Origin of the sequence: Gemmatimonas sp., from assembly GCF_046594945.1 — a bacterium.
Taxonomy (GTDB): Bacteria; Gemmatimonadota; Gemmatimonadetes; order Gemmatimonadales; family Gemmatimonadaceae; genus Gemmatimonas.
Genome location: NZ_JBKJRB010000077.1, coordinates 40,003 through 64,789 on the forward strand (window position 1 = coordinate 40,003; position 24,787 = coordinate 64,789).

Sequence of the window (24,787 nt, forward strand, 5' to 3'; positions counted from 1 at the left end):
AGCCGCGCCGTTAAGCTTTTTTCCAACAGGTCCTGGCCCAAGTTGGGGCTCAGCGCCCCGAACGACCAGCCCGTCTCACGCCTCACCCCCCTAGCTGATGCGATCGCCAGTGAATCCTTCGTCCCGTGTCATGCGCGCGGCCGCTGCGTCCGCACTCGTCGCCGGCCTCGTCGGCGCGTCACTGCTCGACGCGCAGTCGGCGACGTCGGCTCAGGCATCCGTGCCGGCCAATCCGTACACCAGCGTGTCCCGCTGGTCGCCGCCGCCCCTCCTGGCCGGCAAGAAGCCCATCACCCAGGACACGTACGACGAATGGCGCACGATTTCGGGCTCCTCGCTGTCGAATGACGGCAAGTGGGCGGCCTACACGCTGAGCCCTGTGGTGGGCGACGGGGAACTCGTCGTGCGCGCCACCGCCGCGTCCACGGAATATCGCGCGCCGCGCGGCTTCACGGGCCGCCCGCAACTGCAACCCGCCGCCGACTCGGCCGCGCAATTCTCCGCCCAGCCCGCCCAGTTCAGCGCCGATGGTCGGTTCGTCGCGTACACGATCTATGCGTCGCGCGCCGATGTGGAGCGCGCTCGCGCCCGGCGTGGAGCCGCTGCGCCGCGGAACGGCCTCGGTCTCTTGAACCTGGCCGACGGCACCGTCACGACCGTGGCTGGCGTGCGCTCGTATCGCTTCGCCCGAAACGGTGGTCGGTTCCTGGCGTACCTGCTGGAAGACACGACGGCGGCCCCCCGCAACAGTGCTGGCGCACCGCCCGGCGCAGCGTCGGCGCCGATCACGCCACGCCGCGAAAACGGCGTCACGCTCGTCCTCCGCGATCTCACCGCCGGTTCTGAGCAGCGTACCGAGGGCGTAACGGCGTTCTCGTTCGATGACGACGAAAAGTGGCTCGGCTACACGGTGAGTACCCGTGATGGTACCGGTAACGGCGCCTTCGTGCGTGCGCTCGCCGCGGGGACGGTCACGCCGCTTCTCACTGGTCAGGCTACGTACCGAAGCTTGACGTTCGATCGGAAGGGCACGCAGGTCGCGCTCATCTCCGACCTCGGTGACTCCACACCGAAGCCGAAGATGGCGGTCTATTACGCCCCGCTCGTGTCGGCCAAGGGCAAGCCAATCGTGGCGCGCAAAATCGTCGCCGCCTCCGAAGCACCGGCCGGCCTCCTGATCGCAGATCGCGGCGCCCTCAGCTTCACACGTGAAGGCAACGGCGTCATCTTCGCGCTCGGCAACCTGCCGATGGACTCGATCCCTGCCGATTCGCTCGTCGACAAGGCCGGGTACGACCTGTGGCACTGGAAGGACACGCAGATCCAGCCGCAGCAGCGTCTCAGCGCCAATCGCGATCGCAATCGCACCTACACCGCGTTGTACACCATCGGCAGCGCGAAGTGGACCCAACTTGCCAATGACAGCCTCCGCGTGACCGTGAGCAACGATGGACGACGGGTGCTGGGCATTAATGCGGTGGAGTACGCGATACCACAGTTTTGGGGAGAAGGGGCTAGCGACGCGTATCTCATCGACCCGCTCACCGGCGCACGCACCCTCATCGCCAAGGGGCTCGACGGCAACGCGCAGCTCTCGCCTGGTGGCAACTACGTCACATGGTTCGAGAACGGGCAGTGGGTCGCGTTTGCGATCGCGACCGGGAAAAAGTTGGTCCTCACCGACAAGTTGCCCGTGAAGTTCCAGGATGAAGAGTTCGACTCGCCAGACGTGCCACCACCCTACGGCCTCGGTGGCTGGAGCACCGCGGACAAGCGCGTGCTCGTATACGATCGCTTCGACATTTGGGAAATCGATCCTGCCGGTGTGGCTGCACCGAAAAATCTCACCGACGGCGAGGGACGTCTCGCCGGGATGACGTTCCGCGTAGTCGATCTCGATCGCGAAGATCCGTTCCTTGATGCCACCACACCACTGTTGCTCCGCGCGGTTGACTCGCTCACGAAAGCGTCTGGCTTCTGGCGTGATCGGATGGGAGTCGATGGGAAGCCAGAAAAGATTGTCATGGCCGACCGCAACCTGAACGGACTGCAGAAGGCGCGGAACGCCGACCAGTATCTGCTCACGCAGAGCACCTATCGCGAGTTCCCCGATCTGTACACGGGACCGTCGATCGCGAGCACCACGAAGATCACGAACGCCAATCCGCAGGACTCGCTGTATCCGCGTGGTACGGTCGAGCTGGTGTCGTGGTTGAATGGTGATGGCATTCCGCTGCGCGGCTTGCTGCATAAACCGGAGCACTTCGATCCGTCGAAGCAGTACCCGATGATCGTCTATTTTTACGAGAAACTCACCGACGGTCTGCACAACTATGTCGCGCCCTCGGGACGCAACACGGTCAATCCGCTGGTATACAACAGTCTCGGTTACCTCGTCTTTCAGCCGGACATCGTGTACACTGACGGACAGCCCGGCCCGAGCGCCGCAAAGTCGATTATTCCCGGGGTGCAGGCGCTTATCGCGAAGGGTTTCGTCGATCCCAAGCGGGTCGGGATCACGGGACAGTCGTGGGGCGGCTATCAGTCGGCGTATCTGATCACGGTGACGAACATGTTCGCCGCCGCGGTGCCCAACGCAACCGTCGTCAACATGACGTCGGCATACGGTGGAATACGCTGGGCCTCAGGCATGGCCCGCGCGTTTCAATACGAACACACGCAAAGCCGCATTGGCGGATCGCTATGGCAGTACCCTGAGCGTTTCGTGGAGAACTCGCCATTGTTCAAGCTCGATCGCGTCACGACGCCGGTGCTGTTCATGGCCAACGACAACGACGGCGCCGTCCCCTGGTATCAGGGGATCGAGTTCTATGTGGCCATGCGACGATTGCAGAAGGAAGCGTATATGGTGGTCTACAACGGCGATGAGCACAATCCGACCAAGCGAGCCAACCAAAAGGACATCGACCGAAAGATGATCGAATTCTTTGCGGTGAAACTTCAGGGGGCCGAGCCACCGTCATGGATGGTGCGCGGTATCCCGTTCCTCGAGAAGGGCCGGGATCAGGTGAAGATGTCCAATCCCACGGCGACCGGCACGGCCCCGGTTCGCCCCAACGGAGGGAAGTGATGGCTGCTGACGAAATCGATTACCAGATCATTGGCGACGACTTGCAGGCGGTGATCATCACGCTCGACCCCGGCGAAGCAGTCTTCGCCGAGGCGGGTGGGATGATGTTCATGCGCGAGGGCATCACGATGGCGACCACCCTCGATCCAAACGCCAAGGGCGGCGGGTTGTTTGACAAGCTGGTCGGCGCCGGTAAGCGCGTGCTCTCCGGTGATTCGTTTTTCGTGACGCTCTTCGGCAACGACAGTGCACGCCGCGCCGACGTGGCATTCGCCGCCCCGTTCCCGGGCAAGATTGTCCCGCTCAACCTGCGTGACTGGGGCGGTACCGTGCTGGCGCAGAAGGACAGCTTTCTTTGCGCGGCGCGCGGTATCGATATCTCTGTGGCCTTCACCCGGAAGATCGGCGCGGGCTTCTTCGGTGGCGAAGGGTTCATCCTGCAGAAGCTGCAGGGCGACGGGCTCGCCTTCCTGCACGCATCCGGCACGCTGCACGCGATCGATCTCGCGCCGGGTGAAAAGCTTCGGGTAGATACCGGCTGCCTCGTCGCCTTCCAGCCCACGGTGGACTACGACATCCAGCGCGTGCCCGGCATCAAAACCGCACTGTTCGGCGGCGAAGGATTGTTCTTCGTTCAACTCACCGGCCCTGGTCGCGTAATCCTGCAAACGTTGCCGTTCTCGCGTCTGGCGGACCGTATCATCGCCGCGTCGCCGCGTGCGGGTGGCAAGCGCGTGGGCGAAGGATCGATTCTCGGCGGTCTCGGCGGTCTGCTCGACGGCGACAACTAGGTCGTTGCACCGGTCGGTCGCGGTGGTCGGCGACGAGGGAATTCGGGGCGGCGGCTCCCTCCGCCGCCTCGAACCATCTAGCTTTGCACCCTTATGGCCACTCGCAATCAGCCCAATACCGCGGCGCCGACTCCGGCTGCCTGGTCCATCGAATCGGCGCGCGCCCTCTACAACGTAGAGGGCTGGGGTGCCGGCTACTTCGACATCAACGAACGCGGACGCGTCATCGTCCGCCCGAATCCGGATCGGCCGGATCTCACCGCCGATCTGCGCGATCTCGCGCATGATCTCGAAGGCCAAGGCATCGCCCTCCCGGTGTTGTTGCGCTTCTCCGACATCCTCAAGTCGCGCATTGAAACGCTCAGTGAGCGCTTCGACGCCGCGATGAAGGAGTTCGACTACTCCGGTGGCTATACCACCGTGTATCCGATCAAGGTGAATCAGCAGCGGCACGTGGTCGAGGAAATTGTCAAATTCGGCAAGCGGCATGGCGTCGGTCTCGAATGTGGATCCAAGCCCGAACTGCAGGCCGTCCTCGGCCTGTCGGAGAGCACCGAGCATCTCATCGTGTGCAATGGCTACAAGGATCACGAGTTCATGCGGCTGGCCCTCATGGGGCAGAAGCTCGGGCACAAGGTCTTCATCGTCCTCGAGCAGGTCAGTGAGCTCGACGTGTTACTCGAGGTGGCCGAAGAACTGGGCGTCACGCCCACCTGCGGCGTGCGCATCAAGCTGGCCAGCGAGGGCGCCGGACGCTGGGCGCAGAGTGGTGGTGAGAAGAGCAAGTTCGGTCTGAGCTCGGCCGAGCTCATTAAACTCATCGACAAGTTGCAGGGATTGGACAAGCTTGGCATGCTCAAGCTGATTCACTTTCACCTCGGCAGTCAGATCACCGACATTCGCTTCATCAAGTCGGGACTGCAGGAAGTCGCGCGCTTCTATCTCGAGTTGCGCGCCATCGGTGTCGACATCACGCACGTGGACGTGGGCGGCGGACTGGGCATCGACTACGACGGCACCAACTCCACGAACAACGCGAGCGTCAACTACTCGTTGCAGGAATACGCCAACGATGTGATCTACACGATCGCCGAGGCGTGCCGCGATGCCGAACTGCCGATGCCGCACATCATCAGCGAGTCCGGGCGCGCGTTGACCGCGCACCACGCGCTTCTGCTGGTGAAGGTGATCGACGTCGAATCCCAGGCCGAGCAGCCGATCCCCGTGCTCGACGACGAAGAACATTCGTTGCTGCACGAGATGTATGAGGACTTTCGTACGCTCACCGAGCGTGGTGCGAAGCCGCGCAAGGTGCTCGAAGTATTCCACGACGCATCGTTCGACAAGGATCGCGCCCGCAACTACTTCAACAGCGGCGTATTGAGTCTCCGCGGACTGGCCAAGGCCGAAGTGCTCTGGCTCGGCACCATGAACGCGATCTATCGCATCGCCAAGGCCGACGAGGATACCTACGCCGACATCCTTCCCGAGCTCGAGTCGGCGCTGGTCGATCGCTACTTCTGCAACTTCTCGCTCTTCCAGTCGCTGCCCGACAGCTGGGCGATCGATCAGCTCTTCCCGATCATGCCAATTCATCGGCTCGACGAAGAGCCGGTCCGTCGTGGCACGCTGCAGGACGTCACCTGCGATTCCGATGGCAAGATCGATCGTTTCGTCGGCGACAAAAAGGGGCGCCCGAGCCTCGAATTGCATGAGTTCCGCGATGGCGAGGACTATATCCTCGGGATCTTCCTCACGGGTGCGTATCAGGAGATTCTCGGCGATCTGCACAACCTGTTCGGCGACACCAACGCTGTGCACGTGCGCTTGAACGATCAGGGCGCTTACGAGATCACCGACCTGGTGGAAGGCGACACGGTCACCGAAGTGCTGAATTACGTGCAGTTCGGTGCGTCGCAACTTTTGGCCACGTTTCGTCGTAAGGTGAATTCCACAACATCCCTGACGCGTGAGGAGGCGAACGCCTTCATCGCGGACTACGTCGCTGGACTGGAGGGATATACCTATCTCGAAGGAGAGGCCGCGCGATGAATGAAGTTTTGGCTGGATCGCCCAAGGGCAGTGTGTTCGAAGACGTGCTGGAAGTGCTGTGGGCGCCCGCGAAGGTGTTCGATCGCTCGCGGGCGAAGGGAGTGGGGATGTATATCCTGGTGCTCACGGCGATCACGCTGGTCATCGTGCTTGCGACGAAGGGACTGATCCAGCCGTACGTCGACGCGAATTTCGACCTGCAGATGCAGCAGATGGCGGCCAAGGGCAAACCGATGCCGGCGGAAGCGGTGGCTGCTGCCCAAAAATTCGCCGGCTACGGGTTTCTCGCGACGGGCGTGCTACTCATTCCGCTGGGCGCGGTGCTCACAGGCCTCCTGGTCTGGATCGGTGGCAAGGTGGCCTCGGCACGTTTCACGTACGGGCAGGCCATGCTGATCGCTACGCTCGCGTCCGTGCCTCGCGTGCTCAGCTTCATCGCGACCGCCGTTCAGGGCGCGATGGCGGATCCGCAGACGATTCGCTCGTTCTCCGATTCGGCGCTTGGTGCCGCGCGATTCGTCGATCCGACCACCGCGTCGCCGGCGCTGATGGCGATGTTGGCCAACTTCGATCTGTTCAATATCTGGCAGCTCGTGATCATGGCGGTCGGAATCAGCGTGATCGGTCGCGTCGAGCGGAGTGCCGGCGTCGTTGGCGCGCTCGTGGCCTGGGGCCTAGGTGTCGCGCTGACTGTCGTTCCGGCGCTGCTCGCCTGAATTCAGCGGCCGGCGCTCTGGCATCGAACTCCACCTTCTCAAACTCAACATGATCTTTGATGCCAAGCGCCTGCTGTTGGCAGGCCTCGCGCTCGTGGCCGTGTATCATCTGGTCACCCTTGTGCGAGGCTTGCCGAAGCTTGGCTCGGTGCGCCCCACCACCGGTTTCATCCTGACCGGCATGTTCACCGACTTCCTCGACACGCTCGGCATTGGATCGTTTGCGACTACAACGACGATCTATCGCGCGACCAAGTGGGTGAAGGATGCATTGATTCCGGGCACGCTGAACGCAGGGCATACACTGGCCACGCTGGCGCAAGCGTTCATTTACACGCAGGTCGTCGAGGTAGAACCGGTCACGTTGGTGGGCATGATCATTGCCGCCGTGTTCGGATCGTGGCTCGGCGCCGGACTCGTGGCCAAGTGGCCTACCCAGCGCATCCAGTTGGGGATGGGCTTGTGCCTCGCTGCAGCAGCCGCGCTGACCTTCGCGCAGGCCGCCGGCGCCATCCCCGGCGGCGGTGAGGCCATCGGTGTTAGCGGGGTGAAGCTCGGCATCGCATTGTTCGGCAACTTCGTGCTCGGCGTGCTGATGACCATCGGCATCGGCTTGTACGGCCCGTGTCTGTTGCTCGTCAGCGCGCTCGGGATGAGTCCGACCGCGGCGTTCCCGATCATGATGGGTTCGTGCGCCTTCCTGATGCCCTTCGCCAGCGCGCGCTTCATCCGCCTTGGCAAGGTCAACCCGCGTGCCGTGGTCGGCAACATTATCGGCGGCGTTCCGGCGGTACTCGTTGCGGCCTTCATCGTGAAGTCGCTGCCGCTCACGGCCATGCGATGGCTCGTGGCTGTCGTCGTGACCTACACCGCGTTCACGTTGATCATGAGCGCACGTCGCACTCATCGGCCCGAGCCGGCAATCGGGTAAGCGTACTGTAGGCGGATCAGCAAAACCCCGAACGCATCTGTCGCGACAATACCGCGGCGAGGAATGCGTTCGGGTTTTGTGCGGCAGTCGCGTTGCGGTCAGCTAGCGAATCGCTTCGCGACTTCGGCCCAGTTCACCACGTTCCAGTAGGCGCCAAGATAGTCCGCGCGACGGTTCTGGTACTGCAGGTAATACGCATGCTCCCACACGTCGCAGCCGAAGAGCGCGTGCTTGCCTTCCATTAGCGGATTGTCCTGATTCGGCGTGCTCATGATCGAGAGTGCACCATTCGCGGACACCAACCATGCCCAGCCTGAACCGAAGCGACCGATGCCGGCGGCCTGAAACTGGTCCTTGAAGGCGGCGAAGGAACCGAACGCCTTCGTGATGGCCTCGGACAGCGCGCCGGTGGGCTCGCCACCCGCGTTCGGCGCCATCGTCTGCCAGAACAGCGAGTGATTCCAATGGCCACCACCGTTGTTCCGGACCGCCGTGCGAACCGCCTCCGGTACGTCGTTGATCTTGCTGCACAGCTCGTCGATCGACCATGACGCCAGCTCCGGCGCCTTCTCGATCGCAGCATTCAGATTCGTGACATACGCCTGATGATGCTTGCCATGATGAATATTCATGGTCTGCGCATCGATATGCGGCTCGAGCGCCTCGGGCGCGTACGGTAGCGGGGGAAGAACGTGGGCCATGACAACGACTCCTTCAGTAGGACGTGAGTACGACGCGAGTTCGAACGAGACGGCGCGAGCGTTTAGGCCTTCACCTCGGGACTCCGATTGCGCCACCAAGCAATAATGCCCGGAAGAATCGACAGGAGCACGACCACCAGAATCACCTTCTCGACATGCTTGGCCACGCCCGGCACCGTCTTCGCCAGCACGTAGCCGGTGATGAGCATGCTCCAGATCCACAGCACGCCACCGACCACGTTATATGCAAGAAACGACGCGTACCGCATTTGTCCGACGCCGGCCACCACGGGGGCGAACGTCCGAACGATGGGCATGAAGCGCGCGATAATGATCGTCTTGCCGCCATGCTTCTCGTAGAACGCCTGCGCTTTCAGCAGGTGATCCTTGTGAAAAAAGATCGAGTTCTGGCGGGTAAAGATACGCGGACCGGTGGCCTTGCCCACGTGATAGCCGACCGTGTCGCCCACAATGGCCGCTACGGTCAGGATCAGCCCCAGCAGCCACACGTTAAGGCCAAATGCCGGGTCCGCCGCCAGAAGCCCCGCGGTCACCAAGAGTGAATCCCCAGGGAGAAAAAAGCCGACCAGCAGCCCTGTCTCTGCGAAGATGATAATGGTCAGCCCCACGTACCCAGCCCACTGCACGAGGGCGGGAAGGTCACGAAGCTTGTGGTAGAACTCGGTCAGAAGATCCAAGCAGACATCCGGATACAGGCAAGAACGGGAACGGCGGGAGTCATTCGACAGGCCGAAAGGTCGATGGAGGTGGCGTCGCGGTCAACCGCAGGCGCGCACGTCAGCACGGAGTCATTCGCGGTCTGGCCGCTGAGTCGGTACGGAAGGTAGCTTCCGCTCGTGCCTGCCACCTTCCACGCATCTCGCACCGCGGGCCGGACGCCGCTGCGGACCCCGCTGCGGGTGTGCGTGGTGTCCCATACCCATTGGGATCGGGAGTGGTACCACACGGCATCCCGGTTCCGCCAACGGCTGGTGGCGCTGCTGGACGCCGTGCTCGAGCGCAGCGCCGTCGGCGAGTCGTTCCTCCTCGACGGGCAGGCGATCACGCTGCTCGACTTTCTGGCGGTGCGCCCCGAGAGGGAGGCCGAGTTGCGCGCGCGGCTGACCGCGGGGGCCCTCGAAGCCGGACCGTGGTTCGTGCTCGCCGACAACCTCATCCCGTCCGGTGAAGCGATCCTGCGGAATCTCGAAGCCGGGCATCGCGTGTTGCGTCGCCTTGGGGCGGCACCACCACCGATTGCCTACTGCCCGGACACTTTCGGACATCCGGCGGCGTTGCCATCCATTGCAGCGGGATACGGATTCCCCGCGGCAATCGTCTGGCGCGGTGCCGGCGGTGCGTCCCATCCTGCCACAGACGCCTTCCGATGGGCGGCGGTCGACGGATCGTCGGTCGTGGTGCACCATCTGCCACCTGACGGCTACGAATACGGCAGTGCATTGCCGGCGACGCCCGCCGCCGCTGTCGCGCGTTGGTCGCGGATGCAGTCGGTGTTGGAGGAGCGGAATCGCACCGGGGTTGTCTTGCTGCTGAACGGTGCCGACCACCACGCGCTGCAGCCCGACGTGATCGCCTCGGTGCACGCGCTCCGCGAGGCGGCCGCTCCGGAAACGATCGTCCAACGATGTTCGCTGGCTGATTTCGTCGACCTGTTCAATGCGGCCTGTGGCGACACGGTGCTGCCCGTTGTGCGCGGTGAACTGCGCGACTCCTATGGGTACACGTGGACGCTCGGAGGAACGCTCGCCACGCGCGCGCACCAGAAGCGCCGCAACGCGTTGCTGGAGCGTGCGTTGTTACGCGATGTCGAACCGTGGCTCGTGCTCTCGTGGTTGCATCATGCCGCGGCGCGTTCTCGCTCGACGGCGTCCAACGGCACGCTCACGCTCTCGCAGTTGCCTGCGCTGCTGAACAGCGCGTGGCAGGAGCTGCTGGAGACACATCCACACGATACGCTCTGCGGCTGTTCCGTCGACGCGGTCGCGCGCGCCATGGACGCTCGTCAGGAGAGCGTGCAGTCGCAGGTGCGTGGACTCCGTGAAGCCACGTTGCAACTCGCCCTGCAGCACGACATCGTCGCGGCGCGTTCGCGGTCCATCGATCCCGGCACCGATCACGCCGTCGTAGTGCGCAATCGCGCGGCCAACGCCCGCGGCGGCGTCGCCGAGCTTCGTGTGCTCGAGACGCTGGCTGATATCGCCGTCGGCCCGGAAGGCGCCGATGCACCTCCAGCTATTGTGACGGGGCAGGACCACCCTTCGCTCATGTCGGAGTTTTTACCAGGCATGGTGTTACAGCCGCTCGATGTCCGGGTTGTACATTCGCGGCGTGAATCGCCGCAGCACTACCCGGATAACGACCTCGTGCGCGTGCATCGGATGCTGGCGTGGATTCCGGAGATACCTGCCTACGGACTTCGTGTGTTCGACGCTCGACGCATCGGTGTCTGCGACCATCTACATCACGAGCAGCTCCCGGCGCCGCCCGCCGTGCGCGTCGTGGAGTCGGCGTCCGGCATCGTGCTCGAGAACGACCGCCTGCGGGTCACGATCCGCGACGGTCAGGTCGCCATCGAGCAGCACGCGCATCGAATCGACCATGCACTCCAGCTCGAGAGCACGATCGACCTCGGCGACAGCTACACACCGTCACTGCGCGGTACGCCCGAATCGTTGGCGTGCGTTGAGACACTGGTGCTGCACCGTGGTCCGCTCAGGGCCGCCGTCCGTCTCTGCTGGGAGTCCGTGGCGCGGGATATTCGCGTACACACGACCCTCGTGCTCGACGCGGCGTCCGACGTGCTGCGGTGCGATCTGCGCGGCGTGAATCGACGCCGCAATCACCGACTGCGGGTCGTCTGTCACACCGGATTCACTAACCCGCTCACGATGGCCGATGCGGCCTTCGGTCCGGTGGAACGCCGAGTCGCCGTCGCACCCCCGAACGCGCGCGAAACGGTCGTGCCTACCATGCCGATGCATCGCTGGGCCACACAATCGCAGCACGGGCGGTGCATCACGATGTTCGCCGACGGACTTGCTGAGGCCGAGTGTAAGTCCGACGCACTGTCGCTCACGCTCGTGCGAGCGATCGGTGAACTCTCACGCGCCGATCTTCCAGAGCGTCCGGGACATGGCGGTTGGCCTTCGCCTACGCCCGCGGCTCAGTGTCTCGGTCGCTTCAGTGCGCGCGTTGGCCTGATGCTGCACGACGATGGAACGGAGCGCGCGCACACTGTCAGTCGCGCTGCCGATTCGCTGTTGCTCCCGCTATGCGGGGACACGTGGCGCGATCTAGATGTGGCAAATACGTCCACGCTCATGGCCGGGCCCGCACTGCACGGGGGCGGCCTCGAAGCGTCGGCCGTCACGCTAGCACAACGCTCCGATGGGGTCATCTTGCGCGCTGTGAACCTCAGCTCGACTGCGGTGCAAGGCTACTGGCGGCTCCCCCACGACGGGCCGTGGCTTGTCACCCGGTGTCGGCTCGACGAAACGCCGCTCGAGGCCGCGACATCGCGTGCCGCTCGCGTGGAGTTCACCGCCGGGCCACGGGAGATTGTGACCCTACTGATTGCCGCGGCCGATTGAAATATCGGCGGCATCGTCGCCGCACCCCCTACCGAATATCGCTCCCCGTGCGGCGGTCCCCCAGCGCGTCGCCGAGCGCGGTGCACGCTACCACCGTGAGCACCAATGCGAGCCCCGGCATAAGAGCAATCCACGGAGCGACCAACAGCCACTCGCGACCGCCAGCGATCATGTTACCCCAACTCGAGGCGGGAGGCTGAATGCCGAGGCCCAAAAACGACAGGCCGCTCTCCAAGAGAATGGCGTTGCCGACGCCAAGAGTAATCGCCACCAGCGCGCTGCCCAACGCATTCGGTAACACATGTCTCTGCAGCACGCGCCACGACGGCACGCCCAGGGCGTTCGCCGCTTCTACGAACGCCAGCGCGCGCGCACCCTGCACGTCCGCGCGCACGAGGCGCATCACCGACATCCATCCCGTGAGGCCGAGCACACTGATCACGACCCCGAGCCCAGGACCCCAAAGCGACGCGATCACGAGCAGCAAGACCAAGCGGGGAATCGCCAGCAGCGCGTCGCCAAACGCCACGATCGCCCGATCAATGACGCCGCCGCGCCAGCCCGCGATCGCGCCCAGCAAAATGCCCAAGGCGCCGCTGAGCGCTGATCCCGTAACGCCCACTCCCAGCGAAATGCGGGCGCCCGTCCACAAGCGCACCCAAAGATCACGGCCAAAGGCATCGGTGCCCAGCAAATGCCAAACGCCGCGCCCGTCGCGCGAGAACGGAGGGACTAAGCGCGTGGCAAGCACGTCGCCGATGTCTCGAGAGCCATCGGACGCCAATGTCGGCACCACGATCGCCGCAACCGTCATCGCGAGCAGTACACCTGCCGCCCAGCGCGGGGCGCGCTCAAATACCGGGCCGGATCGTGCTGCCGACACGAGGCCGACCGTCACGGCGTCCGCCGGCGCGGATCGAGCCGCAGCAGGATCACGTCGGACAGTAGATTGGCCGTCACCACCGCGCCGGCGTACACCAACGTGAGTCCGAGCACCACCGGATAGTCACGGGCGGCGATCGCCGACAGCATCGTGCGCCCAAGTCCGGGCCAGGCGAACACCTGCTCAACGAACACCGAGCCAGCAATCACGCCGGGCAATGTGAGACCGAACAGGACCACGAGCGGGGTGAGTGCGTTCCGCAGTACGTGCGCCCGTTCGACACCGCCGCGTGATAATCCGCGCGCATACGCCGCCGACACATGCGGCGCCACGGCGGCGTCCAGCAGCGCGCGTCGCGCGAAGCGCGACACACCGGCCGCGCCGGGCAACGACAGCACCAGCAGCGGCAAGACGGCGTGGCGCCATCGGTCTGCCCAGCCAATCGACGTCGGGTCGGCGGCGGGGTCCTGCATCCCGAACGCCGGAAGTCGCAGGAACGGCGGCAGCCCGAGCCACACCACACCCGACGTGAACAGGGTCACCAGCGCGAGAGCCAACCAGAAACTGGGTGCGGCGTAAATCGCCGTCGTCAGGGCCGTGATCACGCGGTCCGCGCGGTGCGATGCCCGGAGCGACTGAATCATCCCCAGCATCGTGCCGATCACGAAGCTTGCCAGCAACGACACGCCGCCGAGAAACAATGAAACCGGCAGGGCATCCGCAATAACGCGTGTGACCGGTTCGGCCCGCACGAGACTCTCACCCAGATCCCCGCGCAGCACGCCGCCGATCCAGTGCGCATATTGCATCAGCAGCGGGGCATCGAGCCCCAGTGTGGTCCGCTGTCGGGCCGCCTCCTCGGCGGACGCCGTCGGAGAGATCAGCAACGCCGCCGGATCACCCGGCGCCAGATGGATCAGCGCGAAGGTGATGGTGGTAACGAGCCAGAGCAGCACGAGCGCGTCGAGTACGCGTGACGAGAGACGATGCACCTGGGGGATGATGCCTCGTGGCGCGACGACGTCAACCCGCACGCGACAATGGATTGCGCGCGCCGCCGCCGCCCTCGCAGGGCGCTTTGTCGTTGCCTTGGTGATAGGACTCGCGGCGTGTGGTCGGCCCGACCGACCCGCAGGCACGATCGTCATGGCCTCCGGAGCCGACCTCGAGTCTGGCAATCCACTGGTCACGGTGCATCCGCTCTCCCGGCAACTGCAGCGGCACGCCCTGTTCGTCACGCTCGTGAAGCTCGACAGCGCGCTACAGTCGGAGCCCTACTTTGCGCGATCGTGGCACTGGGATCCGTCGCGTCGGTCAGTCACGTTTACGCTGTTCATGGGCCTGAGGTGGCACGATGGGGAACCGACCACCGCGGCGGATGTGGCCTTCACCATCGCTGCGGCGCGAGACCCGACGCTGGGCTCGCCGCGAGCTGGTGATGTGGCGGATATGGACAGCGTCGTCGCGCTTAACGACAGTACCGTGCGCGTTGTCTTTCGCGAACCACGCACCGCGCTGCCTACCGTGCTCGCCGAACTGCCCCTCGTGCCGAAACATCTCCTTGATAGCGTGCCGCGTGCCCGTTGGCGCGCGCATCCGTACTCGACGGCACCAGTCGGAAATGGGCCGTTTCGCTTCATCTCGCGCACCGCGGGGCGACAGTGGCGATTCGCACGCAACGCAGACTTCCCGGCCGCGCTCGGCGGGCCCCCCAACGCACAACAGATTATTGTCGCGGTCGTCGACGAGGCCGCCACGAAGTTCGCCGGGTTGGTGAGCGGAGAACTCGACGTCGCGGGCGTATCGCCAACCATGGCCCATCTCGTGGAGAGAGACCCGTCGCTCATGTTGATGACGCCGCCCGCACTCTTTTCGACCGTGCTCGCCTTCAACACCACACGCGCACCGTTCGACGATGCCCGCGTGCGGCGGGCGCTGAGTTTATCGATCGATCGCGAGCGTCTCGTTCGCGCCGCCGTGGCGGGCTACGCCACGCCGGCCAGTGGCGCCATTCCACCGGGGTTGCCGTTTTCCACCGCCCACGCCCCGCAGCACGACACACGGCAAGCCGACTCGTTGCTCGATGCCGCCAGTTGGATGCGCACCCACACGGGGGGAAGTCGCGCGCGCCGTGGCACGCCGCTGGAAGTCACGCTGCTAACCGTGGGCGGCGGCGACATGGCGGTCGAGCAACTGGTGCAGGCCGACCTCGCGGCGCGTGGGGTCGTGCTCAAGCTGCGCGTGATGGAGCTCTCCACCTTCCTCGCAACAGTGCGCGCGCCGACAAAGCAGTTCGATGTCGTGCTCACCGGTATTCCCGGTGACATCGCCCTTGGTCACCTGTCGGCCCTCTTCGCGTCCGCGCAACGTGGCGGTGCGCTCGACTACACCGGTTTTCACACCGCCTCGCTTAACGGCCGGCTCGCCGCCGCCCGCAGTGCCGCCCCGGAATCAGCGGCCAGTGCCTGGAGCGCCGTGGCGGCTGAACTCGATGAACGGATGCCGGTGGCTTGGCTCTTTCACGCGCGAGGCGTGCAGGGACGCTCGCGCAAACTTGATGGCGTGCAGATGGATCTGCGTGGAGAACTCGTCACCGTCGCGCGGTGGACTCGCAAGGACACGCCGTGAAGCGCCTCCCACTGCTGCCGCTCGACCTCCACGCGCGCCGACGAGAGACCGCCGTGGGATCGTCGCTCGCGCCCACCATTCAGGGACTCGCCGCCGAGCTGGAGCCGCTCTTGCTCGGCGAGCTGCCAATCCCGCGACAGAAGGCGCGTCTCACACGAGCCGGCGGACGCTGTCCGGTGCATGGAGTGCTGCTCGAGTTCGATCCGCGGTCACCGCATGCGCACCGCTGCAAGCGCTGTGATCGGGCCTACACGGGTGTCGAGCACGATGACTGGTGGGCGATGGGTGCGCAACTGTACACGGCCGAACGCGCCGTGCACGCTGCCACACTCTACGCGCTGCGCGGTGAACCCAAACACGCGGCGCTCGCCGTACGCATCCTCTCGGAGTTGGCCGATCGCTACGGCCAGTGGCCCAATCGCGACAACGTGCTCGGGCCCACACGGCCGTTCTTCAGCACCTATCTCGAGTCCATCTGGCTGCTCAACATCTGTCACGCGCTCGATCTGCTCGACGCGGCGATAGCGCCGGGCGCCGGTCCCGTGGGTGCGCGCCTACGCGAGCAACTCATCGCGCCCAGCGCGGCGCTCATCGCGTCGTTTCACGAGGCCACGTCCAACCGGCAGGTGTGGAACGAGGTCGCTGTCCTGTCGGCCTTCCGTGTACTGGATGACCAGCGCGCGTTCCAGCGTCGACTCGAGGCCAGCGATGGGCTGCTCAAGCTCATGGAGCAGGGCCTGCTGGCCGACGGCAGCTGGTACGAAGGCGAGAACTATCACTTCTTCGCGCACCGTGCGCTCTGGTACGGCATGCAGCTGCTCGCGGCGGCTGGCTTGTCGCTGCCGGCAGCCCTTGGTGATCGCTACGCCTCGGGTTTCGTCACACCATTTCTCGGCCTGCTTCCCGACGAGACCATCCCGTCACGGCGCGATTCGCCGTACGCGGTCTCGATTCGTCAGTGGCGGTTCGCCGAGTGGTGCGAACTTGGGCACGCCCATCGCGCCGATCCACGACTCGCGGGCCTCTTGTCGCGTCTCTACGACGGATCGCTCACCCATCACTCCAATGCGCGTGCCCGCTCCACCGCCGATGCCGAGCGAAACGAAGGCCCGTCGGCGCTCTCGCGGGCGGATCTCTCGTGGCGATCAGTACTCATGGCGTCGGCCCAACCTGTTCCCGCGGCAAGCGTGGCCCCCGCCAGTGTGGTGCTCCCGTCGCAGGGACTGGCGGTGCTGCGGCGCGAACACGGGCAGGTGTACGTCGCGCTCGAAGGCGGCCATTCCGGCAGTGGTCACGGGCACCCGGATCGCCTCGCGCTCACGCTGCACACCGGTCCCGAACGGTGGTTGCAGGATCCCGGCACGGGCAGCTACGTGGAACGCACGCTGTACTGGTATCGCAGCACGCTCGCGCATCACGCACCGCTCGTAAACGGCGGTTCACAACCGACTGGCAGCGCCACGCTCGTTGCATTTGAGGATCGTGGCGGGATGGGCTGGATTCAGAAGCGCGCATCGATTGGGCAAGGCCTACGCGCCACGCGAACGATCGTGGTGTGCGAGGGCTATTGCGTCGACCTGCTCGAATGGGGCCGCGATCCGGCCGTCGCTGAATCCGCATCCGCAGCTGCGGCATCCGACGACATCACGATCACGTTGCCCGTCTGTGGTGACGCGCTTCGCACCACGCCCTTCGCCTTCGCGCCCACGTTGCGACCGGGAGCCGGCGGGCTCGAAGACGGCTTCGATTTTCTGCATCACGTGGAGTCGGTCGCGATCGAAGGAACGGCGGTTATCGACGCGATCGCAGTCACCGCAAGCGGCGCGCCCGGCCATCGCGCCAACGCGCAACTCCTGTTCGCCGCCAACGTGCCGACCACCCTGATTCGGGCGCGCACGCCCGGTGCCCCAGGGTGCAACGAGACGGTCCGACACGCTGTCGAACTGCATGGACCCACTGGTCGACTGGTGTCGGTCTGGCATTGGAAGACGTCCGAGGAGCACCCAGCGGTCCATCGCGTACTACTCGACGCCCGCAGCGGAGCCGCACCCGGCGGCGAAGCACCCGGCGAGTCACCAGTGGCGCGCATTACCACCGCCGACGGGACCACCGCCGTGCACGGGCCGGCGCCGCATGGATGGCACATCGAACTACTGGCGCGCCACGCGCGCAGCAGCGTCGACCTCGAAGGACTCGTCACCGATTCGTTCGCTCCCATTGGTGCGGAGGCAAACGCCGACCGCATCGACGCGGCCGTCGCATCCGCAACGCCGCTGTCGCTCCCGCTGCACATGATACTCGGCGAGGCGCACTATCTGCGCACCGAGCAGTCGTGGAACGAAGCCGGTAGCCCCACCGCCACCGTGCACGTCGCCCTCGTCGAGGGACGCGTACACGTGGAGGTCGTGGCCCATACCGGCGTGGTCGTGCCGCCCGATGGCGTGGACAACCCGCTCGACAACGAACGGGCACAGGTGAATGCCGACGGCGTGCAATGGTACTGGGGCACCACCGACGGTCGGTGGGGGCAGGCCGCGCTCTGCACGCCGTCCGGTAGTACCGTCCTGATGACGAGGTTGGTGCCTGGCGACTGGCCGCTCCCCGAAGCGGCGTGCACCGCGCTCGCGGACGACCGCGGCTGGCGCGTGCGCTTCGAGTGGAAGCTGGCCGATCTTCCGATCGCCTCTGACGGCACCATCACCTTTGACCTAGTCGTGAACGAGCGCCCTGCCAATCGGATCCGCCGACGCGGCCAACTGCTGCTCAGTGGTCGACTGGCCGCGCACCCCTCTGCGGGCGCCTACGCCTATCTGCGCGGCGACCGGCACTCGCCCGCGCACTCCTTGCGACTTCGCATCGGGACTCAACTCCTCGGCCACTAACAGGGTGCGGTAACACGCTTGCCGGGTGATCACGCACAAACCGTCAGGCCGGTATGTACCCTCACATCAACACAGTAGTGTCCCAACGTTGTCACGTCGGAGCGGTGGAAGTGGTTGCTTGGCTTGGTGAACTTGGGCGTTTCGTCTCGTCTCGATCTTCTCTTCGCGTTCGACCAGCGGACCGAGGTCCGGACGCCGAGGGGGATACGAAGGCACGGTGACGCGATCTCAAAAACGCGGTCGATGCCGCACGGTGTCCATCGCGCTCACCGGCCCGATTCAGCATACACGATCCAGCCGGACGGTTTACGCGGCGTGCGCGTTGGCACCTCCCGGAAGCCGACGACGCGTCGCATCGGAGGGCACGGCGTCTCGCCACAGGGGAAAGAGGATGACGGCGAGGCGGCGCGCCAACGCCACGACGGCCATGGAGCGCCCACGCCGCTGTTCGACGCCGTGACATCAGGCTCGGGTGCCGCCGTGTCGGCGCGGCGTGAGCGCCGCATGGTCCATGCCGCCTCGACCAGCAGCCAGCGCGTCCGCGTGTCGCCGGCCGTGGTGATCCCGCCCCCGCGCCGTCGCTCCGATGCACGGCGCTCCCGCGGCACGAGCCCGAGAGAGCTCGCCACGTGCTCCCCCGAGCGAAGGCGGTGCCCGTCATCAAGGGCGGCCACGAAGGCGCTCGCGGTGATCACGCCCACGCCGGGGACGGTCATCGCGCGCACGACGTCGGCATCCTCGAGCGCACGCGACGCCACCCGGGCATCACCGCGCGCGATCGGCGTGTGCACCGCCGCGCGAACCGTCAGCAGATCCGTCAGCAGATCCGTCAGCAGATCCGTCAGCCGGGGCTCAAGCGCCGAGGAGACGGGCAGGGCGCGCGCATGCCGTTCGAACGTGTCCGCGGTGGCGGCGGGCACGCGCAGCCCCTCCCCACGCACGAAGGCGCGCACCTGGCTCGTCAGGCGGGACCGCGTGCGCACCAACAGTTCCCGCCCTGCGAGCTCCCGCCGCAGCACCCGGCGGGCAGCACTCGGGCGATGTGCCACTCGCCCGTCACTCCGCGGTGCGGCCTCCGCCAGTGTGTACGCATCACGGGCGTCCGTCCGACGCGTCGAGCACCACCTGCGCGGGGGGCCGCCCCGCAACGACGCGGTCGCCCGGTCACAGGCGTCGGAATCCGCTGTTGACGCGCGGTCCCAGTCGCGTCGATCACGCACCCGTGGCACTCGCGCAGGGGGAGGTCGAGTCCTCTGCTGTCCATGGCACTGGTCTCCCGGGGGAGTGCTTCCCACTTGCACGGGCCGCGCGTGAAATCCCTGTGGGGCAACGTTGCCACCACGTCCGCGCGGAGGCCAGTCGCCACGACATCCCATCTCTAAAATACGATTGAATTTTTCTCAGCTTCAACATTTGGGCCCCTCTCAACACGCGATCACACCGATAATGGCCAGGCGCCACGTCGCAAATAGCGCCGTGAACACGCAGGACCATGAACATGGTGAGCGGCGTTGCCACGTCGCTCGCGCAGATGCAGTGGATTTTGAGAGGTGCGCGAGTGTTCGGTGCTGTTCTTCGCGGTGCTTCGCGCCCTTCGCGCCCTTCGCGTGAACCAGCTGGCCGTCCGATGGCCCCTGATTTCACCTCGGCTCTATGGCGTCGCCTGAAGCCACGCCTCCAGTTGTTCAGCCCCCTGTGAAACAGCTATCTTTGTCAGGGCGAGAGAGGTCGTCTCGCGCGTCTCCGTCAGCCCCGCACCGGGGGCAACGGTCCCCGAATTCCCGCCGGATGTCCGAATCTGTAATGACCGCCGTCACGGTGGTCCTGTACGAATCGCAAGATCCTATCAACATCGGCGCCGTCGTGCGCGCGATGAAGAACATGGGCGCCGTTGACCTGCGCCTGATTCGTCCGTGTGAGTACGACCTCAATCGCATCGAACAGATTGCGCACGACACGCGCGATGTCGTCGCGCGGATCCGTCATTTCGATACGATCGACGACGCCCTCGCCGACTGCCGATACGTGGTGGCGTACTCGGGACGTCGACGGGCGGCCAAGTGGGCTCGGCATACCCCGCGCACCGCCGCGGTCGACCTGCTCGCGCACGCGCAGCACGGTCGTGTGGCGATCATGTTCGGCCGGGAAGATCATGGGCTGCCGAACGACGCGCTGGATCGAGCGAACGCGGTCGCAACGATCCCCACGACCGAACACTTTTCGCTGAATGTGGCGCAGGCTTGCTTGCTGGCGCTTTATGAGTGTCATCTATTGGCCGGAGACGCCACGAAAAAACTTGCCGGTCCGAAACACGCCAAGGGCGCGCCTTCCATGGAGGAATTCGAGCTCACGTTCCGCGACGCCGAAAAGGCGCTCGAGGCACTCGCGTATTTCAAGACGCGCAGTCCCGAGCTCATCATGCGATCCATGCGCGCGCTCATGTTCCGGGCCGAGCCGGATGCCCGTGAATTGTTACTCGTGCGCACGGCAAGCATCGAAGTCCTGCGCACCATCGAGCGTGAGTCGAGACTCGCCGTTCAGCGCGCGCTGGCCAATCGCGACGTCGCGCGCGAAGCCGCTGAATGCGACGATCCGTGACCCGAGGGATTCCCTTCGCCGGTCGTCCTGACGACGACTGGCGCTCGCGAGGCGCCGCCGTGCTGCCCGGTGGAAGTTCGACTGGCAGTCGACGCCCCGAGGCGCTCTACGGGTCGCGAGCGTTTGATGCCGCGGTGCCGACGCATTACGAAAGGTCCGAAGGCTGCTACCTCTGGTCGACCGACGGACGTCGATTCGTCGATATCGGCATGGCGCTCGGCGCCGTCGGCATCGGCTACGCGGACGCCTCCGTGACACGTGCCGTCGTCGCCGCCGCGTCGAGCGGCAACGTGTCAGCACTTCCACACCGGCTTGAAGTGGAAGTCGCCGAACGACTCGTGCGGGTAATCCCCTCGGCCGAGCAGGTGCGCTTTCTGCGCACCGGTGCCGAGGCCAACGCGGCGGCGATCCGTCTTGCCCGCGCACTCACGGGCCGAGAGCACATCGTTGCCTGCGGATACTTCGGATGGCTCGACTGGTGTAGCGATGCCGTCGGAGTGCCCTCGTCGGTGCAGAACGCCATCACGTGGGTGCCATTCAACGACACTGAAGCGCTCAACGCGGCGGTGTTACCGCTGGCCGTCCCGCCGGCGGCCATCATCATCGAACCGCTGGTGCATGAGTTAGCGAGCGTGGAGTGGCTGGCGACAGCGCGTCGACTCGCTGATCGTACCGGTGCCGTGCTGATCTTCGACGAAGTGAAGACCGCATTCCGTGTGCGCACAGGAGGGGTACAGGAACTCACGGGCGTGACGCCCGACCTCACCACGCTCGGCAAAGCGATGGCCAACGGATATCCGCTGGCGGCGGTCGTAGGGCGCGCGGCGGTCATGGACGCGGCACGGCGCACCTGGATCTCGTCAACCGCGGCCACGGAAAGTACGGGACTGGCCGCCGCGAACGCCGTGCTTGAATGGCACTTGCACACCAACGTGCCTGAGCGGATGGCTGCCGCCGGAGGAATGCTGCTCGAGACTATCGGAACGGCACTGTCCGAGTCCCCGTGGGTGGGCGTGCGAGCCGAGGGGCCGCCGATGATGTGGCGGCTAGTTGCTGAGGCGCCCGATCAGCTGGACGCGCTCGTGGCCGTCGCGGCCCGCTTTGGACTGCTACTCAAGCGCGGTGCCTACCAGTTCGGTGCGGTCGCGCATGACGAGGCGGCGCTCAAACACGTTGCGGAGGTAATGCCGCACATCATGCAATCGCTGCTGCCGGGACCACGACGCGTCGAGGATTGAGACGATGACCACCGTGATCGACGTACACGCGCACTTTCATACCCCATACACCAATCGCGGCGATTGGCAGCGCTACAACGCCTCCCGCCTCGATGCCGGCGATCGCATCGGTGTCGTGTGCCACGTCGCGTCGGTTCTGGGCTCCTGGGGCGCCACGTCACCCACCTACTTCGCGTCGCCGCACGATCAGACGCGCGCCAATGAGTGGATGCTGGGCTTTGCCGAGCAAGAGTCTCCTCGCGTGAAAGCATGGGTCGCGGTGAATCCCAATTTCACGGCGCATGCTCTCGGCGAAATCGAGCGTGGTATCGCGCGGGGCGCGATCGGGATCAAACTGGCGGCCGGCCGGCGCGCGGACGATACGCTGCTCGACGAGATCGCCGCCGCCGCCGCCCAGTACGGCGTCCCGGTGCTGCAGCACATCTGGCAGCATCGTCGGCGCGACTGGCCGAATCAGGACGCGTCCGACGGCATCGAGTTGGCTCGTCTGGCGGTGCGTCATCCGACCACCACGTTTTTGCTCGCGCACATTGGCGGCGGGGGCGACTGGGCACACACGTACCCTGCGGTGCGCGATTATGAGAACATCGTGATGGACCTGTCTGGCAGCGGCATCGATCGCGGCATGATCGATGAGGCACTGCGCTGGGTCGGCGCGCGTCGTCTGCTGTGGGCTGCCGATCTGACGCTCTGCACCGGACTCACGAAGTTGCGGGCTTTACCGTACACCGGCGCGTCAGCCAGCGAGCGGTCTGATATCTGTTGGCGAAATGCCGTGCGCATTTTCCCCGCCGGTGCCTTCACCGCAGCCCTCTCGGCATCGGATCGCCCCGTCGAGTCGGGAGCGTCGGCATGAATACGTGCGCCGTGTCCGATCCGCGTCCGATCGACGTCACCGCCTGGATCGGCGGCTATCCGTTCCGCGACGTACCGCATCCGGAGCCTGAGATTCTCGTGCGCGTGCTCGACCGCGAGGGCTTCGCTGGCGCGTGGGTCGGCCATCTGCCCGGGGCCTTTCATCGGGACCCCGTTCCCTCCAACCGCGCGCTCTATGCCGCGGTGGCGCCGTTCGCCGGGGTATTGTTGCCCACGCCGATAGTGCGTCCCGATTGGCCCGGCTGGACCGCGATGTTGCGAGACGCGGTCAACGCCGGCGCGCCCGCCGTTCGTGCCTACCCGGCCCAGTGGGGCCTTGGGCCCGGGCATCCAGCGTTGGGTGAGCTCGCCTTCGCTTGCGGTGAGGCGGGCGTGGCCCTCCATGTCACACTGCGTTTTGAGGACCTCCGCCAGCGTCACCCCATGGATTCCGTGGGCGACGTCCCGGCGGCCACACTGCGGGCCATGGCGAGATTGGCCGGATCACGGTGCCACGTGGTCGTTGCCGGCGCCGGTCGCGAGATCATCGAGGAGACGCACTGGGGGCTGACGCCATTTGAGCAGGAGCGCGTCTTCTACGACTTCGGCTGGGTTTGGGGACCGCCAGACGACCATTTCGCACACTTGGTCGGGACGATGGGCGCCGAACGATTGGCCTGGAGCAGCTGGTGGCCGCTGCGACTTACGCAGCAATCCCGTGCCTTGGTCGACCTCTTGCCGCCGCCCGTGCCGTCCCCACTTTCTGACGCGTCATTTGTCGACGGGTTTGCCGATGGGCGACAGATTTTCGAGGCAGCTCAGCGCCTAGCCCATTCTGGACTTGGCTCCAAAAACAGCGAGGGAACTGCCCCGCGGATCAATCGTTGAGCGTGCAAGCAGAAAGTTCCCGCAAACCGTCTCGTATACGGCGCTGACACTTGCGTACAAATACGGTGACGGGCATACTTCCCGCTTGCAAAAATCGTGTTGACACAGACTTACACGCATGACTACGGCTACGGCTCGTCACCGGATAGGGTGGCGGAATCGGCGTCGTTCTCGTGCGTGATATGTGTCTTCCGCAACCAACGCCTTCCCGGCCCCAAAGTCGATGACGGTCAAGAAGAAGTGGACGGTGATTCCTGCGTTTCTCGCGCTTGCGGCAGCGGCCACGCTGCTGTCAGCCTACAGCGGCGCCTCGTCGTCGCAAGGCTTGCGCGTGGAACAACCCGTCAAATTCGTTCACGCACCACATGTGCAGAAGGCAGGCATGAACTGTCTCTACTGTCACAGCGCTGCGAACAAGTCGCCCGATCCGGGCAATGCGTCGGTTTCCACCTGCATGGGCTGTCACCTCTTGGTGAAACCGCAGGCACCGGAAATCAAAAAGATCGCGGCGTTTTACGCGAAGGGTCAGGCGATCCCGTGGAATCGCGTACACAAGGTGCCTGACTATGTGCAATTTCCGCACATGCGTCATGTCAACGCCGGTGTCACCTGTCAGACCTGCCATGGCCAGATTCAAAAGCAGGGTGCGCAGGGACCCGACACCAATTACGTGCCCGTACAGCAGGTGAACTCGCTCAATATGGGCTGGTGCATCAACTGCCACGTGCAGGGCTACAAGCCCGCTGAGGGTGCTCGCCTGGCTGGAATGCCGGTGACGCCCGAGTTGGAAGCAGCGCCGCCCAAGAAGGCGCGCTACGACTGCGCGACCTGCCACTACTGATCGTCATCTGACCCTCGACCACGGGGCCACGGCGCGTAGTGTGCGCGCCGCATGCCCTGTGCAGCCGCCCGGAGCGGAGTG

The 24,787-nt window shown here is 65.2% G+C and carries 18 protein-coding genes; 13 read left to right on the plus strand and 5 right to left on the minus strand.

The window, feature by feature from the left end; genetic code table 11:
* Positions 1 to 130 precede the first annotated feature (130 nt).
* From ACLL97_RS08910 to ACLL97_RS08930, 5 genes are all read left to right on the plus strand, one after another.
* On the plus strand, positions 131 to 3,091 hold the full coding sequence (locus ACLL97_RS08910; RefSeq protein WP_411280122.1) for an alpha/beta hydrolase family protein: 2,961 nt from the start codon (positions 131 to 133) through the stop codon (positions 3,089 to 3,091).
* Positions 3,091 to 3,882, plus strand: coding sequence for a TIGR00266 family protein (locus ACLL97_RS08915; protein ID WP_411280123.1), 792 nt, complete (start codon positions 3,091 to 3,093; stop codon positions 3,880 to 3,882). Before ACLL97_RS08910 ends, ACLL97_RS08915 begins: the two co-directional genes overlap by 1 nt.
* A gap of 93 nt (positions 3,883 to 3,975) precedes the next feature.
* Positions 3,976 to 5,934: a biosynthetic arginine decarboxylase gene (speA, locus tag ACLL97_RS08920; RefSeq protein ID WP_411280124.1), complete on the plus strand. Its 1,959-nt coding sequence runs from the start codon at positions 3,976 to 3,978 to the stop codon at positions 5,932 to 5,934.
* Positions 5,931 to 6,650 carry a YIP1 family protein gene (locus ACLL97_RS08925; RefSeq protein ID WP_411280125.1) on the plus strand — a complete coding sequence of 240 codons (720 nt, stop codon included), beginning with the start codon at positions 5,931 to 5,933 and terminating at the stop codon, positions 6,648 to 6,650. Before speA ends, ACLL97_RS08925 begins: the two co-directional genes overlap by 4 nt.
* Before the next feature lie 49 nt (positions 6,651 to 6,699).
* Entirely contained in the window at positions 6,700 to 7,581 is an 882-nt protein-coding gene (locus ACLL97_RS08930) for a permease (protein WP_411280126.1), read from the plus strand.
* Positions 7,582 to 7,679: 98 nt separating this feature from the next.
* Here the strand turns inward: ACLL97_RS08930 and ACLL97_RS08935 are convergent, their stop codons facing one another.
* Together ACLL97_RS08935 and ACLL97_RS08940 are read right to left on the minus strand one after the other, a co-directional pair.
* Positions 7,680 to 8,282, minus strand: a complete 603-nt coding sequence (locus tag ACLL97_RS08935) for a superoxide dismutase (RefSeq protein WP_411280127.1) — start codon at positions 8,280 to 8,282, stop codon at positions 7,680 to 7,682.
* A gap of 62 nt (positions 8,283 to 8,344) precedes the next feature.
* On the minus strand, positions 8,345 to 8,980 hold the full coding sequence (locus ACLL97_RS08940) for a VTT domain-containing protein (RefSeq protein ID WP_411280128.1): 636 nt from the start codon (positions 8,978 to 8,980) through the stop codon (positions 8,345 to 8,347).
* Between the two features lie 159 nt (positions 8,981 to 9,139).
* On the opposite strand from ACLL97_RS08940, the gene ACLL97_RS08945 reads away from it, so the two are divergent.
* Positions 9,140 to 11,893, plus strand: coding sequence for a hypothetical protein (locus ACLL97_RS08945; protein ID WP_411280129.1), 2,754 nt, complete (start codon positions 9,140 to 9,142; stop codon positions 11,891 to 11,893).
* Between the two features lie 28 nt (positions 11,894 to 11,921).
* Here ACLL97_RS08945 and ACLL97_RS08950 read toward each other — a convergent pair whose 3' ends face one another.
* Positions 11,922 to 12,791 carry an ABC transporter permease gene (locus tag ACLL97_RS08950; RefSeq protein WP_411280130.1) on the minus strand — a complete coding sequence of 290 codons (870 nt, stop codon included), beginning with the start codon at positions 12,789 to 12,791 and terminating at the stop codon, positions 11,922 to 11,924.
* The gene (locus tag ACLL97_RS08955) at positions 12,788 to 13,810 is read right to left on the minus strand and encodes an ABC transporter permease (protein ID WP_411280131.1); all 1,023 of its coding nucleotides are present in this window, start codon (positions 13,808 to 13,810) and stop codon (positions 12,788 to 12,790) included. The genes ACLL97_RS08950 and ACLL97_RS08955 overlap by 4 nt, the downstream gene beginning before the upstream one ends.
* 112 nt (positions 13,811 to 13,922) lie before the next feature.
* On the opposite strand from ACLL97_RS08955, the gene ACLL97_RS08960 reads away from it, so the two are divergent.
* Positions 13,923 to 15,404: a peptide ABC transporter substrate-binding protein gene (locus ACLL97_RS08960; RefSeq protein WP_411280132.1), complete on the plus strand. Its 1,482-nt coding sequence runs from the start codon at positions 13,923 to 13,925 to the stop codon at positions 15,402 to 15,404.
* Positions 15,401 to 18,286: a heparinase II/III family protein gene (locus tag ACLL97_RS08965; RefSeq protein ID WP_411280133.1), complete on the plus strand. Its 2,886-nt coding sequence runs from the start codon at positions 15,401 to 15,403 to the stop codon at positions 18,284 to 18,286. Before ACLL97_RS08960 ends, ACLL97_RS08965 begins: the two co-directional genes overlap by 4 nt.
* 266 nt (positions 18,287 to 18,552) lie before the next feature.
* Here the strand turns inward: ACLL97_RS08965 and ACLL97_RS08970 are convergent, their stop codons facing one another.
* Positions 18,553 to 19,335, minus strand: coding sequence for a transposase (locus ACLL97_RS08970; RefSeq protein ID WP_411280134.1), 783 nt, complete (start codon positions 19,333 to 19,335; stop codon positions 18,553 to 18,555).
* 739 nt (positions 19,336 to 20,074) lie between these two features.
* Between ACLL97_RS08970 and ACLL97_RS08975 the strand changes: the two genes are divergently transcribed.
* From ACLL97_RS08975 to ACLL97_RS08995, 5 genes are all read left to right on the plus strand, one after another.
* On the plus strand, positions 20,075 to 20,884 hold the full coding sequence (locus ACLL97_RS08975; RefSeq protein WP_411280135.1) for an RNA methyltransferase: 810 nt from the start codon (positions 20,075 to 20,077) through the stop codon (positions 20,882 to 20,884).
* Entirely contained in the window at positions 20,881 to 22,122 is a 1,242-nt protein-coding gene (locus tag ACLL97_RS08980; RefSeq protein ID WP_411280136.1) for an aminotransferase class III-fold pyridoxal phosphate-dependent enzyme, read from the plus strand. The genes ACLL97_RS08975 and ACLL97_RS08980 overlap by 4 nt, the downstream gene beginning before the upstream one ends.
* Positions 22,123 to 22,126: 4 nt before the next feature.
* Complete coding sequence (locus tag ACLL97_RS08985) at positions 22,127 to 22,978, plus strand: amidohydrolase family protein (protein ID WP_411280137.1); 852 nt, start codon at positions 22,127 to 22,129, stop codon at positions 22,976 to 22,978.
* Positions 22,975 to 23,865 carry a hypothetical protein gene (locus tag ACLL97_RS08990; protein ID WP_411280138.1) on the plus strand — a complete coding sequence of 297 codons (891 nt, stop codon included), beginning with the start codon at positions 22,975 to 22,977 and terminating at the stop codon, positions 23,863 to 23,865. Before ACLL97_RS08985 ends, ACLL97_RS08990 begins: the two co-directional genes overlap by 4 nt.
* A 223-nt stretch (positions 23,866 to 24,088) precedes the next feature.
* Complete coding sequence (locus ACLL97_RS08995) at positions 24,089 to 24,706, plus strand: cytochrome c3 family protein (RefSeq protein WP_411280139.1); 618 nt, start codon at positions 24,089 to 24,091, stop codon at positions 24,704 to 24,706.
* The last annotated feature ends 81 nt before the right edge of the window (positions 24,707 to 24,787 follow it).